General features: G+C 35.9%; 15 protein-coding genes and 1 tRNA gene. 6 read left to right on the top strand and 10 right to left on the bottom strand.

Annotated elements, in window-relative coordinates:
• Positions 1 to 22: 22 nt before the first annotated feature.
• The 3 genes from C1T31_RS00080 to C1T31_RS00070 all read right to left on the bottom strand — a co-directional run bounded on the left by C1T31_RS00080 (position 23) and on the right by C1T31_RS00070 (position 4,259).
• Complete coding sequence (locus C1T31_RS00080; protein WP_103050436.1) at positions 23 to 1,342, bottom strand: HTTM domain-containing protein; 1,320 nt, start codon at positions 1,340 to 1,342, stop codon at positions 23 to 25.
• Positions 1,332 to 2,270, bottom strand: coding sequence for a bifunctional riboflavin kinase/FAD synthetase (locus tag C1T31_RS00075; RefSeq protein ID WP_103050435.1), 939 nt, complete (start codon positions 2,268 to 2,270; stop codon positions 1,332 to 1,334). Before C1T31_RS00075 ends, C1T31_RS00080 begins: the two co-directional genes overlap by 11 nt.
• Before the next feature lie 81 nt (positions 2,271 to 2,351).
• Positions 2,352 to 4,259 carry a M43 family zinc metalloprotease gene (locus C1T31_RS00070; protein WP_103050434.1) on the bottom strand — a complete coding sequence of 636 codons (1,908 nt, stop codon included), beginning with the start codon at positions 4,257 to 4,259 and terminating at the stop codon, positions 2,352 to 2,354.
• Between the two features lie 305 nt (positions 4,260 to 4,564).
• Here C1T31_RS00070 and C1T31_RS00065 point away from each other — a divergent pair, with 305 nt between their 5' ends.
• Complete coding sequence (locus C1T31_RS00065) at positions 4,565 to 7,237, top strand: T9SS type A sorting domain-containing protein (RefSeq protein ID WP_165780050.1); 2,673 nt, start codon at positions 4,565 to 4,567, stop codon at positions 7,235 to 7,237.
• Between the two features lie 45 nt (positions 7,238 to 7,282).
• Here the strand turns inward: C1T31_RS00065 and pth are convergent, their stop codons facing one another.
• The 3 genes from pth to C1T31_RS00050 form a co-directional block, all read right to left on the bottom strand.
• Positions 7,283 to 7,849 carry an aminoacyl-tRNA hydrolase gene (gene pth, locus C1T31_RS00060; RefSeq protein WP_394338502.1) on the bottom strand — a complete coding sequence of 189 codons (567 nt, stop codon included), beginning with the start codon at positions 7,847 to 7,849 and terminating at the stop codon, positions 7,283 to 7,285.
• Between the two features lie 146 nt (positions 7,850 to 7,995).
• The gene (locus tag C1T31_RS00055) at positions 7,996 to 8,664 is read right to left on the bottom strand and encodes a 50S ribosomal protein L25/general stress protein Ctc (RefSeq protein ID WP_103050431.1); all 669 of its coding nucleotides are present in this window, start codon (positions 8,662 to 8,664) and stop codon (positions 7,996 to 7,998) included.
• Positions 8,665 to 8,688: 24 nt separating this feature from the next.
• Positions 8,689 to 9,630: a ribose-phosphate pyrophosphokinase gene (locus tag C1T31_RS00050; RefSeq protein ID WP_103050430.1), complete on the bottom strand. Its 942-nt coding sequence runs from the start codon at positions 9,628 to 9,630 to the stop codon at positions 8,689 to 8,691.
• A 144-nt stretch (positions 9,631 to 9,774) separates the two neighbouring features.
• Here C1T31_RS00050 and C1T31_RS00045 point away from each other — a divergent pair.
• A tRNA-Leu gene (locus tag C1T31_RS00045) sits at positions 9,775 to 9,856 on the top strand.
• 35 nt (positions 9,857 to 9,891) lie between these two features.
• On the opposite strand, the gene C1T31_RS00040 is transcribed toward C1T31_RS00045, so the two are convergent.
• On the bottom strand, positions 9,892 to 10,428 hold the full coding sequence (locus C1T31_RS00040) for a hypothetical protein (protein ID WP_103050429.1): 537 nt from the start codon (positions 10,426 to 10,428) through the stop codon (positions 9,892 to 9,894).
• A 110-nt stretch (positions 10,429 to 10,538) separates the two neighbouring features.
• On the opposite strand from C1T31_RS00040, the gene C1T31_RS00035 reads away from it, so the two are divergent.
• The 3 genes from C1T31_RS00035 (at position 10,539) to C1T31_RS00025 (ending at position 13,234) form a co-directional block, all read left to right on the top strand.
• A complete protein-coding gene (locus C1T31_RS00035; RefSeq protein WP_103050428.1) occupies positions 10,539 to 11,129 on the top strand; it encodes a HupE/UreJ family protein in 591 nt (196 codons plus the stop codon).
• Between the two features lie 81 nt (positions 11,130 to 11,210).
• The gene (locus tag C1T31_RS00030; protein WP_103050427.1) at positions 11,211 to 11,645 is read left to right on the top strand and encodes a deoxycytidylate deaminase; all 435 of its coding nucleotides are present in this window, start codon (positions 11,211 to 11,213) and stop codon (positions 11,643 to 11,645) included.
• Positions 11,642 to 13,234 (top strand): S41 family peptidase, encoded by a 1,593-nt coding sequence (locus C1T31_RS00025; RefSeq protein ID WP_103050426.1) that lies wholly within the window; start codon positions 11,642 to 11,644, stop codon positions 13,232 to 13,234. Before C1T31_RS00030 ends, C1T31_RS00025 begins: the two co-directional genes overlap by 4 nt.
• On the opposite strand, the gene C1T31_RS00020 is transcribed toward C1T31_RS00025, so the two are convergent.
• Genes C1T31_RS00020 through C1T31_RS00010 form a run of 3 tightly spaced genes read right to left on the bottom strand, consistent with a single transcriptional unit; the run spans position 13,227 to position 14,622 of the window.
• Complete coding sequence (locus C1T31_RS00020; protein WP_103050425.1) at positions 13,227 to 13,835, bottom strand: FAD-dependent oxidoreductase; 609 nt, start codon at positions 13,833 to 13,835, stop codon at positions 13,227 to 13,229. The two genes, C1T31_RS00025 and C1T31_RS00020, sit on opposite strands and share 8 nt — an antisense overlap.
• Complete coding sequence (locus tag C1T31_RS00015) at positions 13,835 to 14,038, bottom strand: hypothetical protein (protein ID WP_103050424.1); 204 nt, start codon at positions 14,036 to 14,038, stop codon at positions 13,835 to 13,837. Before C1T31_RS00015 ends, C1T31_RS00020 begins: the two co-directional genes overlap by 1 nt.
• 2 nt (positions 14,039 to 14,040) lie before the next feature.
• Positions 14,041 to 14,622 (bottom strand): MarC family protein, encoded by a 582-nt coding sequence (locus C1T31_RS00010; RefSeq protein ID WP_103050423.1) that lies wholly within the window; start codon positions 14,620 to 14,622, stop codon positions 14,041 to 14,043.
• A 90-nt stretch (positions 14,623 to 14,712) separates the two neighbouring features.
• Here C1T31_RS00010 and C1T31_RS00005 point away from each other — a divergent pair, with 90 nt between their 5' ends.
• Complete coding sequence (locus tag C1T31_RS00005; RefSeq protein ID WP_103050422.1) at positions 14,713 to 15,279, top strand: DUF3109 family protein; 567 nt, start codon at positions 14,713 to 14,715, stop codon at positions 15,277 to 15,279.
• The last annotated feature ends 155 nt before the right edge of the window (positions 15,280 to 15,434 follow it).

Below are 15,434 nucleotides of genomic sequence, written 5' to 3'. Positions count from 1 at the left end.
ATTTAAGGAATTGCCTATATATTTAATCGAGTTTTGAAGGTAAAATCCATTGACTATGTTTAAATGCCGACCAATCTTCAGCCGCCAAGTCCACTTCTTTGTCAATAAGTGGCGAAAATGGACGACCATTGACACTAATTTTGCAATCAACAAACACTGAAACGTCTTGACCTTTTGCGGCATATTCTTTTTTCAACCGTTGAGAGAATTGCCAAATAACATCTGGTTTTGTACTAGCAGGTCTCTGTTGCTTTTTAGTTAAATAATCATTCAAATTGATTACTGTAGTGTTGTTTGTTTTTTTGTCGACTACATAATAGTTGACGTAACCATATTTAGACCGTAACATCATACGCCAAGACATTCTGTGGCCTTCTTCGGTCCATAAAACATTATCCTGAATAACATGATGTCTTATTGGTAAGAGAATCTGAATAATAAAATAAACTGAAAAAGCAGCAATTAAGGTGCTGTTGTATTTAGGAATTTCCAATTTGTTTTCAGAATAATAAGGCTTGCTTTTTAAGAATAGTCTGTTTATGGTTTTGGAATCAAAAAAGAACAGGGTAAACGCCAATGACAGATATGGAAAAATACCAACTTGAAAAACGATGGAATTAAACAAATGGAAAAAAATAGATGCTACAAAAGCTAGTTTTCGTGTTGGTTTATAGAGCAATAATGGAATGACTAAACCATCATACAAAATGCCGCCATAAGCCAAAAAATAATGTATCCAATTTTCTTGCAGTAAATCTCCAATAATATAATAATGTTGCTTGCCTTTCATCAGGATTTCCATGACGGTCAAATCTAACCAATCAGGATATAGCTTTGCAATGGAGCCATAAGTATATACAATGAACATTTGAAGGATGATAACAACCTTACACCAATTGGGCATTGAAATTTTCTTTTTAGCTGGGTTGTTTTTTGCATCAATTGAGGCATATTTATCAGCTGGTAAAATAGCCATAATAGCACTCAAAAGAATTAATAGGTAGTAATGGTTGTTATAGGATGATTTTTGCATGAGGTAGGTAGCCAACCACATGATGGTAAACATAATGGCGCTAAAACGGTACTTATAACCTAACATTATGAATAGTCCAAAAACACCCATGATAATATAATAGATGTACATGCCATAACCTGGTAATGGCTGTAACCATTCAAAACCAATAAAAGTAAATGTGAATTCAGGATCAATAAGTGTCTTTTTGACCCACCCAGTTAAAATGGCTCCAACAGATTCTAAAAAACACAAGAGGCCAAATATCATCCTAAAAACAATCAAAGGACTGTTGTCAACTTGCTTAAAAAGAAAATGGTTAATGTTCATAGGATTCTAAAAATACTAGTGCTGTTTTTCGGTCAAGTTTTAGTTGATTTTTTAAGGATTCTAAAGAATCGAACTTTTTTTCATCTCGCAACCTGTGTAAAATGTCAATTTGAATAATGTTGTTATAAATTGATTTGTTGAAATCAAAAAAATGAACTTCTATAGATAGGTCATTGGTATTGTCAATGGTTGGATTTGTGCCAATATTCATCATACCATATAATCGCTTTTCTTCAAAGAGACAACTTACAACGTAAACACCTTGTTTTGGAATGAGCTTGTAGTCCTCATCAATATGTAAATTAGCTGTTGGGAATTCCAGTTCTTTACCAAGCCCTCTTCCTTTGACCACAGTTCCTGTAAGCATATAATTATATCCCAAATAGAGATTGGCGGTTTTGATATCTCCTTCTTGCAATGCATGTCTAATTTTAGTTGAACTCACAGAAACATCATTAATATCTTGTGCCGAAATTTCTTCTACATCAAAATTATAGTGCTCGCCAAATGTTCTTAAGTCATCAATATTTGCAGATCGGTTTCTGCCAAAATGATGATCGTAACCAATGATGATTTTTTGTGCCTGAAGTTGGTCAACTAGGATGTTTTTGACAAAATCTTCCGCTGTTAACCTTGAAAATTCAACAGTAAAATTTTTAATGAAGAGTATATCCAACCCTAGGTTTTCCAAAATGGTTTCCCGTTCTTTCAAGGTATTCAACAATTTAATGTTGGCATCTTTTTGAATGACCATTCTAGGATGTGGAAAAAAAGTAAGAATAACAGATTTTAAATCATGACTTTTGGCCGTGTTTATGAGCCTCTTTACAATTTTTTGATGACCAATATGCACACCATCAAAAGTACCTATTGTCACAACGGATTTATGTTTTGATTCGCCTTTTTCAAGCGATTTGATAATTTTCAAAATCTAAAATTTGTTTCTACAAAATTAAAAAAGAGGATTGATTAATAAACCAATCCTCTTTTTAATTATCATTTTTTCAATTTATTCCTTAATAAATGGCAATGTTACTGAAGCATCATTTTTCATGATTTTAACAAAATACATACCATTGCTTAATTGCGATGAATTAATGCTTAAATCCGCATTTGATGAAATTTGTTTGGTCGCAACCGTTTGACCTAACATGTTATAAATATGATAAGAATCAGGCAATTCATTGTTGCTGACAGAAATATTTAAAACACCATAAGTTGGGTTAGGATAAAGGCTAATATTATTGATAGTAAACTCATCAACACTTAAGGATTGAGCTGTTAAACTCAATCTTTCATCATCTCCAAATTCACCTCCAGATATTAGCACTGTATCATCATCAGTTGTTAGTTGGTAAGATCCATTTCCAAAATCACAGCATATACCATCACCATAAGCATCAAAAATTTGAAAAGAGTAACATTCTCCGTCCATGACATCAAAGTCATAATTAAATGTGGTATTATCTTGGACATTTTGAACATAAGGACCGCCAGAATACAACACAACACCATCCTGATTGCTGAACTCCCATGAAGTTTCCTCACAATAATTATCTGTAGTCAATTCCAAATGAACTTGCGTTGTTGCCGCTATCATTGGTGAATCATTCAAGGTAATACAAGTGCTAGCATTATCATTGCATGAACGCGCATTACCAGGATTGGAAATGCTAACATTAAATGTATGATCACCTGCAGTAGACATAATAGTTGGTAATTCGACATCCACTGAAGAATCTGCTGCCAAACTTCCTGACCAGTTGTAATTTTCTGATGATCCGCCATCTACATCATAACTAATTGTTGCTGATGTCATGGTTGCAGTCCCATAATTGGTTATTCTCACTGAAGGCGTAAATTCAGGACCACAAGTTGCTGGATTTACAGAGGCTACGGCAATAGCACCATCATCATTTACATCAGGTAGCGGCGTAGCGCCATTTGAACTCGCTAACCCAGATCTAACTCCAGCCAATACAGCTTGGACTCTAGCTTTTTGACCATTTGTAAAAATGTTCATACAAGTGTCATCGGTATAATCCATATAGTTTTCAATCATATCAATAGTGCCGCAAGACTCATGTCCTGTTGGACAACCAAAGTTTGGGTTGTCAACAGCTGGTGTATCGGCAACCTGATCGCCACCATTACAACCACCTTGAAATGTATGGAATAATCCTAAATAGTGTCCAACTTCGTGTGTCATGGTTCGGCCTTTATCGTAAGGAGGACTTAATTGAAATGTCCCATCATCATAATCTGAACTTCCAAAATAAGTATGACCGGCACTAACACCATCTGTGGCAGCACTACCACCTGGGAATTGCGCAAATCCTAATATACCAGCCATGTCACCGACATATTTAGATGACCACATGTTCATGTATAAATCACGGTCCCAAATAGTTTGTGCTTTCCAAGAGTCTATAGCTGCACTATTGGTACCATCCTGACAAATATTAACACGATTAATACCGTTTGTAGGACAACCATCTGGCGTACGTTGGGCCATTACGAACTCAACTTCAACGTCGGCACCATCGGCATGAGTATTGTAACCTGGTGTGCCCATTATACGTCTAAAGTCTTCATTCATTACAGTAACTTGAGAAAGTACTTGAGCATCTGAAATATTGGCTCCAGTTCCTATTGGTTCACCATTATGTAAAACGTGGACAACTAATGGTATTTCAATAACGACGCGTCTTTGTGGCGAGTTACTTAACTCCTCAATCTTTGTGTTTAGCTGCTGTCTGAATGACTCGCTACCCATCATGTTTGGGTAGTTTTGCAGCATTTCAGCATTATAAGCGTCGGTTAAACACTTTTCATAAGAATTTTTTTGTTGAGCAACCAAAAAACCAGGAATACAGAAGAGTATAAATAGTAGTTTGATTAAAGTAATTTTTTTCATAATTATTAAGTTATTAATTTCAGGAAAATTTTAGCTCTAAAAATACAAAAAAGTCTAGGATATGAGGTCTCTATATGCTTATTTTTTAATCATTTGACCGTTATTAAGCTATAAATCGGATTTTTTAACAAAAAACCTGTCTTAGGAATGAATAATATTGTCAATTTTACTAATTTCAACTTTTCAAAATAACTTAATACTATTCACGAATGCAAACAACTACCTTTTCAATTAAATTATGTAGAAATCTATTGTGTTTCACATTGATTTTTTCTTTTACACAAGCCTTATTAGCACAAAAACCGATGCCAAAGCGCTCTGTTGAATTAAGTCTTGAAGTAGATGAAAAAATTGAAACAGAAATTAGAAACTCTGGCCGTTATAATTTAGCTTCAGGTTTTCCGGTAGCACTTTATGGCTTGAATTATGAGGTACCTCAAGGTTCACCAGAATCCATGGCTATGTATTATTTACAGCATGAATCCAAAAAACTTGGAATTCCCAATAGTGAGCTTGGAAACTTACGGCATCATGCAACTAGAATCACTGATGCGGGTTCGGTTGTGAGGTATAGACAGTATCTAGGAAACTATCCTGTAAACAAAAATGAGGTAACCATTACCATTTCACCAGAAAACGAGGTGGTTTATGTTATGAATACCTATCAACCAGATGTTCAATTAAGTAATTTGAATCCAAGTATTTCGGTAAATACTGCATTTCAAATAGCTAATAATTACCTAAATGTGGTGAGCTCAATAAGCTTTAGTGATAGTAGGGTAGTGGTTTACAAGAACTCGAAAATTACAAGATTGGCATATGAGATAGTTATTTCGGCAACTGATCCTTTAGGGGAGTGGCACGTGTATGTGGATGCTCAATCGGGTGAGATTTTTAAAGTTGTAGATGAGAATCATTATTTATGTGACCATGACACTGGTTCTCATGATTGTGATGAAAACTGTGATGAAAATTGTGAACACAATCAAAGTAGAGATTTTAGAAGACGTGTTAACGGGACAGGAATGGTCTTTAATCCAGACCCCTTGACATCTAATACCGTTGCCTACGGCGGACAGTATGTAGATGGTAACGATGCTACTAACGCATCATTAGATGCCGCTAGATTTAGTGTGACATTAAATGACATCACACTTTCTGGAAGTACTTACTCTTTGGTTGGACCACGTGCCGAGATTATTGATTTTGATTCACCATCAACAGGACTATTTACTCAAAATTCACCTAATTTCAATTTTAATAGACAAGACCAAGGTTTTGAGCCTGTAAATGTTTACTATCACATTGACTATTTAATGAATTACATCAATAACACACTGGGTTGTGATGTTATGCCTTATCAATATTCTGGAGGCGTTCAATATGATCCTCATGGAGCTGGCGGAGCTGATAATTCATATTATACAGGAGGGGCAGGCCGACTCTCTTTTGGAGAAGGATGTGTTGATGATGCCGAAGATTCAGATGTTATTCATCATGAATTGGGACATGGATTACATGATTGGGTAACAAGTGGTGGTTTATCTCAAGTAGACGGATTGAGCGAAGGCTGTGGTGATTATGTTGCACAATCTTATAATAGAGGTGTAAGTATTGCCAATGGCTACTGGACTTCAACTGATGCCGCTTGGAATTATGTATTTAATTGGGACGGCCATAATCCGTGCTGGCCTGGGCGTACTACTGATTATGGTGCGTCTTATCCAGGAGGCTTAGTTGGTCAAATTCACACAGATGGTCAAATTTGGGCGACCTGTTTAATGACCGTTTGGGATGAGATTGGTCAACAAGAAATGGATAAAATTTTCTATGAAGGTTTAGGCATGACTAATGGCGGAACGAATCAAAATGATGCTGCCAATGCAGTATATCAAGCAGCACTGAATTTAAATTACACAACCCCTCAAATTAATGCTATCCATGCTGGATTGACAGCATGCGGTTATACTTTGCCGGCTTTACCTGGCCCACCAATTGCAGCATTTGGTTCTGATGTAACTATAATTTGTTTAGACTCGGAAAATACAGTGATGTTTATGGATGAAACAGCTCCAGCAGCAACGTCATGGACTTGGACTTTTGAAGGCGGTTCACCAGCAACATCCAATGACCAGAACCCTACAATTACTTATAGTGTAGACGGCACTTATGATGTGACACTGGAAGTTACCAATGAGTTTGGTACGGATACGATTACTTTAACAGATTATATCTCTGTTGTCTCTGGAGAAAACTGTCCAAGCTGTTCTTCGTTAACGAATGATACACCTGTTTCAATTTCGCCTGTTGGAGCTGGTTTAGAATACACTTCCATTATAAATGTTTCAGAAGGTGGAGAAATAACTGATGTTAATGTCATTAATATCACAGGGCTTCACACTTGGGTGAGTGATTTGACTTTCACATTGATTAGCCCAGCTGGAACTGAAGTGGAGCTTGTTGGAGGTATTTGTAATGATTTAGACAACTTTAATTTTGGTTTTAACGATGATGCGTCTCCAGGAGCAATACCTTGTGTCGCTGGGCCACCCATTGGTAATGGGAATACTTATGTTCCAACAGAAGCTCTTTCGGCTTTTAATGGGGAAGATGCTGCTGGCGATTGGACATTGCATATTGTTGATGCATTTAATCAAGATGGTGGTCAGTTAAGCGAATGGACATTGGAAATCTGTACAGCGCCACCATTATCAGTTGATGAAAATAGTTTCGAAGAGTTTGTACTTTATCCAAATCCGAATAACGGATCGTTTACCATTAAACTAAATTCATTTTCAAATAATGATATCAATATTTCCGTTTTTGATATTAGAGGTCGTTCAGTATATACCAAGCAATTTGGTAATTCGGGAGATTTCAATGAAGTTATAAACCTCAATAATGCGCAGTCGGGCGTATATCTAGTAAAGGTAAATGATGGCGATAAACAAACCATCAGAAAGATAATTATTGAATAATTCAATGATGAATATTTAAAAAAGGGCGTTTTTAAACGCCCTTTTTTATTTTCCGTTAAAAGTGTTCATGGTATTGTTTACACCGGCTGTTCCAAACGACTTAATGAGTTCAAGAGATTTTTCAAGTCTTTCAGGTAAATTTTTGTTTTCCTCTTCATTCCATTCACCTAATACATAATCTACTTGACTACCTTTACTAAAAGTATCGCTTATTCCAAATCGAAATCTATTATATTGGGTGGTTTGTAATTTATCCTGAATATCCTTTAAACCATTGTGGCCACCATCACTACCTTTGGTCTTAAGCCGGATACTGCCAAACGGGAGGTTTAAATCATCCGTAATGACCAATAAATTTTCCATTGGAATTTTCTCCTTTGTTAGCCAGTATAAAACAGCTTTGCCACTCAAATTCATATAAGTGCTTGGCTTGAGTAAAATAAACGTACGGCCTTTAAATTTGTAGGTGCTAATATCACCCAATTTTTGGGTTTCGAATTTTAAGTCTTCTTTTTCAGCTAGAAAATCTAAAATCTTGAAGCCAATATTATGCCTCGTATTGGCATACTTTTCACCAATATTTCCTAATCCAACTATCAAAAACTTTTTCATGGGATCTGATTCTTCAATATGAGAGATGTTTTTGTCTTTTCTAAATAGCTTCCAAATGAAATGACACATGGTTGTAATTTTTGTAAAAATAAAAAAAGCACTCTGAATAATCAGAATGCTTTTTAGTCATTTCATGTGAATGAAATCTATTCTTGAGCTTCAGAAGCTTCAGCCGCTGGTGCATCTGCACCTTCAGCAGTTGCTTCAGTTCCTTCTGCACCTTCTTCAGTTTCTTCTTCATCATCTTCCAATGTAGCAAGTGCCATAGCAGCTCTTGCACGCTTGATTTGACAAACAACTGTGTTATCAGTATGCATAATTTTGTAAAGGTCGTTTTCTAAAGCAGTAACATATAATTTATTACCAATTTTCATTGGAGTAATATCTACTTCAATGAAATCTGGTAAGTTTTTGGGTAAAGCTTTAACACGTAATCTACGAGAGTTCTTACGTAAAACACCACCAGCTTTAACACCTTTTGAATTTCCTACAAAGTGTACAGGAACTTCCATAGTAATTGGTTTTCCTTCGTGTAATTGGTAGAAATCGATGTGTAGAATTCTATCAGTTACTGGGTGGAATTGGATGTCTTGCATGATAGCGTTGTAGCTTTCACCATTATCCATAGTAATCACAACTGTATGCGCGTTAGGCGTATATACCAGTTTTGAAAATGCGATTTCATCAGCAGAGAAATGCACTGGTTTGTCACCTCCGTATAACACGCAAGGTACCTGTCCAGCATTACGTAAGGCTTTCGTTGATTTTTTGCCCACGCTTTCTCTTTGAGATCCGTTGATTGTAATTGACTTCATTTTTATTTAAATTAATTATTAAAATTACATGATAAATTTAGAACTAATTGACTTGTTGTAATGCACATTTTGCATGACTTCAGCAAATAGTTCTGCACAGCTCAATACGCGTATTTTGCTGCTTTCTTGTTTTAAAGGAATAGAATCGGTTACAATTAATTCCTCTAGTTTTGAGTTTTCCAAACGCTCATAGGCACTACCTGATAGAATAGGATGTGTACAAATGGCACGAACACTCAAAGCGCCACGTTCCATCATTAAATCCGCAGCTTTAGTCAGTGTACCAGCTGTATCGACCATATCGTCTACCAAAACTACATTTTTACCAGTTACGTCACCAATTAATTCCATGTGTGAAATCACATTGGCTTTGGCTCGTTGCTTATAACAAATCACGACATCGCTTTCCAAGGCTTTCGAATAAGCATAGGCTCTTTTTGAACCACCCATATCAGGTGAGGCTACCGTTAAATTATCGAGATTTAAGCTTTTTAAATAAGGTAAAAAGATGGTTGATGCAAACAAGTGATCAACGGGTTTTTCGAAGAACCCTTGAATTTGATCAGCATGTAAATCCATGGTGATTATCCTAGTTGCTCCAGCAGTTTCTAACATTTTAGCAACCAATTTAGCTGCAATTGGCACTCTAGGTTTATCTTTTCTGTCCTGTCTTGCCCAACCAAAATAAGGCATAACCGCTGTGATATGTCTGGCTGAAGCACGTTTTGCTGCATCAATCATCAATAGCATTTCCATTAAATTTTCAGGGCCAGGATGCGTTGAACCAATAATAAAGACACGCGCGCCACGAATAGATTCTTCGTAGGATGGTTGAAATTCACCATCACTATAAGTTGAGGTGATCACATTACCCATACTAATACCAAAAGCATCAGCTATATTTTGAGCTAATACCTTGCTTTGTGTACAAGTGAAAATTTTGGCTTGTGTATCTACAACGGTCATTGATAATCTATTGTTTGATAGCTATTTAAATCGGTTTTGCTAAACGAGGTGCAAATTTAGGAATTTATTTCAACTGCAAAAGCATAAAAGCTAGTATTTTTAATTGCTAATACTATTTTATTTTATAATTTTGCAATCTCAATCGCTCAAGTGGCGGAATTGGTAGACGCGCTGGATTCAAAATCCAGTTTCTTCGGAAGTGTGGGTTCGATTCCCACCTTGAGTACAAAGGGAACAATAGATATTGTTCCCTTTTTTATTTTAAAACCGTTTGGCAATACCGACTCCCAGATTTATACTATTGTAGGCATCAAAAATGATGTCGTAATCAAATCCTATTAAGACTTCCAAATTGAGTTTGGGAATTTCAATGCCATATTCAGCACCAATTCTGGCAAGAACAAAGTTTTCATTCTTTTCAAACTCCATACCTCCTCCCAATTCAATGCCCATGCCTTTGGTTATTTTGTAAGTTCCAACAAGAAGGGAAGCAATAGGTGTGCTTCTTTCAATAACTTCGCTGTCTTTGGTTTTTTCAATATTAAAATTTTCAATAATGATGTCATTATGCAGCCCAATGGCCCATTTTTCATTAAAGCTGTAATTGTAATTCAAAGCCCAAGAGGGTAAAGAAATGGCTTTTTTACTACCGTTTTCAACACCCTCAAAAACTACGGAATGACTCAACAGTACCGAAATGGAATGATGTTTAAAACCTTCCGATTCTTCCTCTTGTCCAAAACTATTTAGGCTAAAAAAGAGGGCTATTGTAAGTAGGAGCGAGTTTAGAGTTTTCATTTTTGGTTGTTAAAGGAAATATTGTTACTAATATATTCATTAATTGTTAATTGTTCAATCAATTGGTTTAATGTTGTATATTTGAGCTCACCCTAAAAACTACATAAACAATGCTTGAAAATTTTTGGTTCCATGTGGAGTATGGCATTAATCATGTTCTTGATATCAATGCCTATGACCATGTGTTATTTCTCATCGTATTAACCGTTCCCTATATATTTAAAGACTGGAAACGCGTATTACTCTTAGTATCATTATTTACATTGGGACACACCTTGTCTTTAGTTTTAGCGGCTTATAATGTAGTGAGTGTTAATGGGCAGTTGGTTGAATTCTTGATTCCAGTAACTATTATGATTGTGGCATTGTTCAATGTCTTTACAGCGGGTAAAGGTGCCCAAAAAGAACGCGTGGGTGTTTTATTTTTTTCAACCTTATTTTTTGGACTCGTACACGGTTTAGGTTTTGCGCGAGAGTTCCAAATTTTAGTTGGCAGGGCAGACAATAAATTGGTGACCTTATTGGAGTTTGCTTTGGGAATCGAAATAGCGCAAGTTATTATTGTCTTTATTGTTTTGTTTCTGGGCTATGTCATGCAAACCGTTTTCAGATTTTCCAAAAGAGACTGGATTATGGTGGTTTCGGCCATAGTCGTTGGACTGGTCATTCCTATGATTCTGGGCAGTGATTTTTTAGGATAACCTAAAGTTTTCATAAATCTTCAATCTTCTGGTTGTAATTAAAATACGAACCCATTATATTCGTTATAAGGATTCATGCATATGAAAGAAAAGAAACAACTTAAATATGATAGAGCATATTTAAGAATGGCAACAGAATGGGGAAAGCTTTCCTATTGTAAGCGTAAACAGGTTGGTGCGATAATTGTAAAGGATAGAATGATTATTTCCGATGGTTATAATGGTACGCCAACTGGCTTTGAAAATTTTTGTGAGGATGACGAAGGCTATACCAAATGGTATGTCTTGCATGCTGAAGCCAATGCCATATTAAAAGTAGCAGCGTCAACGCAATCCTGTATTGGTGCGACGTTATATATCACGTTGTCTCCATGCAAGGAATGTAGTAAGCTGATTCATCAAGCCGGAATAATCCGAGTAGTTTACAGCAAGGCTTATAAAGATGATTCTGGTTTGCGGTTTCTTAAAAAAGCAGGAATTGATTTAAAATTAATTGAAGATCTAGATTCACAATGAAAATTCAAAGAAAATATTTACCACTGTTATTAGGTATCGGTGTTGCAGCTGGTATTTTTATTGGTGGAAAATTGAATTTTTCAGATACTTCAGATAGATTATTTTCATCGAACAGTAAAAAGGATAAACTTAATAGGCTTATTGACTATATCGATTATGAATATGTTGATGAAGTCAATACCGATAGCATTGTTGATGTCACTGTTAATGGCATTCTTGAAAATTTAGATCCGCATTCTGTTTATATCCCTAAAGAAGACATGCAGCGTGTTTCTGAAAATATGAAAGGTGATTTTGTGGGTATTGGCATTAGTTTTTACACCTACAAGGATACCATTACGGTCATAAGAGCCATTGAAGGAAGCCCCAGTGATAAGGCTGGCATCAAAGGTGGCGATCGTATTATCACGGCTGATGGCGACTCCATTTTTGGGAAAGATTTAAGCAATACTGATGTTGTCAATAAATTAAAGGGCCCTATAGATTCTAAAGTAGAATTGGGTGTTATTAGAAAAGGCGAGTCTAAAGTATTGAAGTTTACCGTAAAAAGAGACCATATTCCCATAAGAAGTGTAGATGCTGCATACATGTTGACAGAAACATTAGGGTACATTAAAATAAACAGATTTGCTGAATCTACGTATAAAGAGTTTTCACAAGAACTCAAAAAGTTAAAGAAGCAAGGCGTTCGGGATTTAGCGCTTGATTTAAGGGGAAATCCTGGTGGATTTTTAAGTGTTGCCGAACAGATTGTTGATGAGTTTCTGGAAGATGATAAGTTGATTCTGTTCACCAAAAACAAACGTGGTAAAATTGAAAAAAGCTATGCGACTAAAAAAGGTGATTTTGAAGATGCTAAAGTATATGTCTTAATTGATGAAAACTCGGCTTCAGCAAGTGAAATTGTTGCTGGGGCTTTGCAAGATAATGATCAAGGAACTATTGTTGGTCGTCGTTCATATGGTAAAGGTTTGGTACAGCGTGAAATGGAATTGGGAGATGGTAGTGCGGTGCGATTAACAGTGTCTCGTTATTATACACCCACAGGTAGATCTATTCAACGGTCTTATGAAAATGGCAATAAGGATTATTATGATGATTACTTTGAGAGATTGAATAGAGGGGAATTCTTGGATCCTGAAAAAATTCAGGTGGCCGATTCTTTGAAATTTACAACACCCAAAGGGAAAGTCGTTTATGGTGGCGGAGGAATTATTCCAGATGTTTTTGTGCCTTTAGATATGAGCATGCAAAATGAAACCCTAACATTTCTAAAACGCAGAGGGTTCATTAGCAATTTTGTTTTTGAGGAACTTGAAAAAGATCGAGATGCTTATAACGATTATTCGAGAGAAAATTTCATCTCATCATTTGTTGTGAGTGACGATTTGGTTTTGGCATTCCAGGACTATCTCAATTTTAAAACCAAAGCCAATATTACTTTTGTGGCCTACAACGACGAGGTCAAACAATATATCAAAGCAACTTTAGCTTCGCAATTATATGGTAATGGCGCCTTTGATGAGGTTTTAAATCAAAGCGACATTATGATTGAAGAGGTAATCAAATTAGATCAGGAAACTAATTGAGTACTTTGTCATGAACTTTGGTGTGTTCACCATCGTTCCAAAGAGTCAAAATATCTGTAGCTACATGCGCACCACTTCCACAAGCCATGGCAAATTGACTGCGCCAACCGGCTAAAGTTCCGGTAACATACAATCCGTCAGTAATAAGATGGTCTTTGTTTTCCAACCATATTCTGTTCTTGTCAGCTTTAGCTCTTGGATGAGGTTTTATGTATGGTTCCAAACCTTTTATTCGTAACATATTAGTATATCCAGCCGCCACAACAACAATTTTGGATTGGTATTGATTTTTGTTGGTAGTTATTTGAAACTGGTGTCCTTGTGGCATAATTTCTAATACTTTTTCACCATTGATTTGTACCACTTGTGGATATAAGTCATGTAATTGGTCTTTGCCGCTTTCTAAAATAGATGCACCTGTTGTACCTGGCGACAACCCCAATACATTGTTAAACAAGGCGGTTTGTAAATGAGATGCTTTTTGATGGGTTACAATGCCTATTTTTTTATCTTGAGCAAAAGCTTTGTCTTTGGCAGAACCTAAAACTAAAGCACAGGATAGACCAGATGCACCGCCACCAATAATTAAAACATCAAACATTATTTCTTACCTTTTGATTTAGCCTCAATTTTTTTGGAAATCAAGAGGATTTGAAGCAACAAAATTGCACATAAGGCAGTCAATATGGTAATTATAGCTGTCAAACTATTTCCTTGGAACGGCTCATTTAAATTAATCATGGTGGCATTGTAAATAATAAGAACAATAGCTAAAACGGAAATGATAATTGAAATAATTTTCATGACTAAACAAATAAGGCTTTTATGTTATGTGCAAAAAGTTTTACGGCAATGGCTAACAAGATAACTCCAAATATCTTTCGAATGATATTGATGCCATTCTGACCAATCAATCGCTCTATTTTCGCTGATGTTTTGAGCACTATATAAATAATGATAACATTCAAAATAACAGCTACAATAATATTTTCAACGCGAAACTCTGCACGTAAAGATAACAAAGTTGTTAAACTTCCCGGTCCAGCAATCAGCGGAAATGCCAACGGAAAAACAGTAGCCGTCATAGCAGTGCTTTCATCTTCTTTGTAAAGTGTAATGCCCAAAATCATTTCCAAAGCAATAAAGAAAAGGATAAAGGCACCAGCTACGGCAAAGCTGTTTACACCAATACCAATAAGCTTCAAAATAGTCTGACCTAAAAACAAAAACAGAATTAGGATAACACCGGCAATAATGGATGCTTTTTCACTTTGTATATGACCGGCCTTTTTTCTTAAATCTATGACAATGGGGATATTCCCTATAATATCAATTACGGCAAATAGTATCATAAATGCCGTAAATATCTCTTTAATATCTAGTGCCATAATCAATGGGTTTTAAATTTTCGGCAAAAGTAGTCTAATATATATGATTTTCAATAGTTTTTAAATGCAAAGTTTGGCTATTTTTGCAACATGTTTCAACTAGGAAAAACAATCGTTTCAGAGGATATTATTGAAAAAGACTTTGTCTGCAATCTTTCGGCGTGCAAAGGCGCTTGCTGTATTGATGGGGATGCTGGTGCGCCATTGGAAAAAAGTGAGACCGATAAGTTGCAGGAAATATATCCAAAAGTAAAACCGCTGCTTCGTAAGGAGAGTATACAAGCAATTGAAGAACAAGGTGTTTTTATTACGACTGAAAATGGCGATTTTGAAACACCACTTATTGATGGTGCTGATTGTGCTTATGTGATTTTTGATGAAAATAAAACCGCATTATGTGCTATTGAGGAGGCTTATAACCAAGGAGAGATTGATTGGAAGAAACCTGTTTCCTGCCATTTGTATCCAATACGCGTTAAGGACTATTCAGAGTTTTCGGCGGTAAATTATGAAAAGTGGCATATATGTAGTGATGCTTGTACGCTAGGTAAAGAGTTGCAGGTTCCTGTTTATAAATTTGTGAAGCAAGCCCTCATTCGAAAGTTTGGCGAGGACTGGTATCATGAGTTGGAAAAACTTGCCGAAAATTATAAATGATCTTAAGCGATTTTTAAGTTGCTATACTTCTTAAGTTTACAAATCACTAAATTTATTATATAATCAGAAAGAACAAAAGAGAGAATTAAGGTTATGTTATACGTTGGAACTTTAGATTCCGTCAACAATGATAATCCTCTCTCTTTATCTACCTA

The organism is Hanstruepera neustonica (genome assembly GCF_002895005.1).
Taxonomy (GTDB): domain Bacteria; phylum Bacteroidota; class Bacteroidia; order Flavobacteriales; family Flavobacteriaceae; genus Hanstruepera; species Hanstruepera neustonica.
Note: the sequence above shows the minus strand (reverse complement) of the source record. Positions and strands in the feature narration are given on the sequence as shown.

Excerpts from the sequence above, each read along its gene's own strand:
- C1T31_RS00080 (WP_103050436.1), bottom strand. The coding sequence starts at position 1,342 with ATGAACATTAACCATTTTCTTTTTAAGCAAGTTGACAACAGTCCTTTG.
- C1T31_RS00070 (WP_103050434.1), bottom strand. The coding sequence starts at position 4,259 with ATGAAAAAAATTACTTTAATCAAACTACTATTTATACTCTTCTGTATT.
- C1T31_RS00065 (WP_165780050.1), top strand. The coding sequence starts at position 4,565 with ATGCCAAAGCGCTCTGTTGAATTAAGTCTTGAAGTAGATGAAAAAATT.
- pth (WP_394338502.1), bottom strand. The coding sequence starts at position 7,849 with ATGAAAAAGTTTTTGATAGTTGGATTAGGAAATATTGGTGAAAAGTAT.
- C1T31_RS00055 (WP_103050431.1), bottom strand. The coding sequence starts at position 8,664 with ATGAAGTCAATTACAATCAACGGATCTCAAAGAGAAAGCGTGGGCAAA.
- C1T31_RS00050 (WP_103050430.1), bottom strand. The coding sequence starts at position 9,630 with ATGACCGTTGTAGATACACAAGCCAAAATTTTCACTTGTACACAAAGC.
- C1T31_RS00040 (WP_103050429.1), bottom strand. The coding sequence starts at position 10,428 with ATGAAAACTCTAAACTCGCTCCTACTTACAATAGCCCTCTTTTTTAGC.
- C1T31_RS00035 (WP_103050428.1), top strand. The coding sequence starts at position 10,539 with ATGCTTGAAAATTTTTGGTTCCATGTGGAGTATGGCATTAATCATGTT.
- C1T31_RS00030 (WP_103050427.1), top strand. The coding sequence starts at position 11,211 with ATGAAAGAAAAGAAACAACTTAAATATGATAGAGCATATTTAAGAATG.
- C1T31_RS00025 (WP_103050426.1), top strand. The coding sequence starts at position 11,642 with ATGAAAATTCAAAGAAAATATTTACCACTGTTATTAGGTATCGGTGTT.
- C1T31_RS00020 (WP_103050425.1), bottom strand. The coding sequence starts at position 13,835 with ATGTTTGATGTTTTAATTATTGGTGGCGGTGCATCTGGTCTATCCTGT.
- C1T31_RS00015 (WP_103050424.1), bottom strand. The coding sequence starts at position 14,038 with ATGAAAATTATTTCAATTATCATTTCCGTTTTAGCTATTGTTCTTATT.
- C1T31_RS00010 (WP_103050423.1), bottom strand. The coding sequence starts at position 14,622 with ATGGCACTAGATATTAAAGAGATATTTACGGCATTTATGATACTATTT.
- C1T31_RS00005 (WP_103050422.1), top strand. The coding sequence starts at position 14,713 with ATGTTTCAACTAGGAAAAACAATCGTTTCAGAGGATATTATTGAAAAA.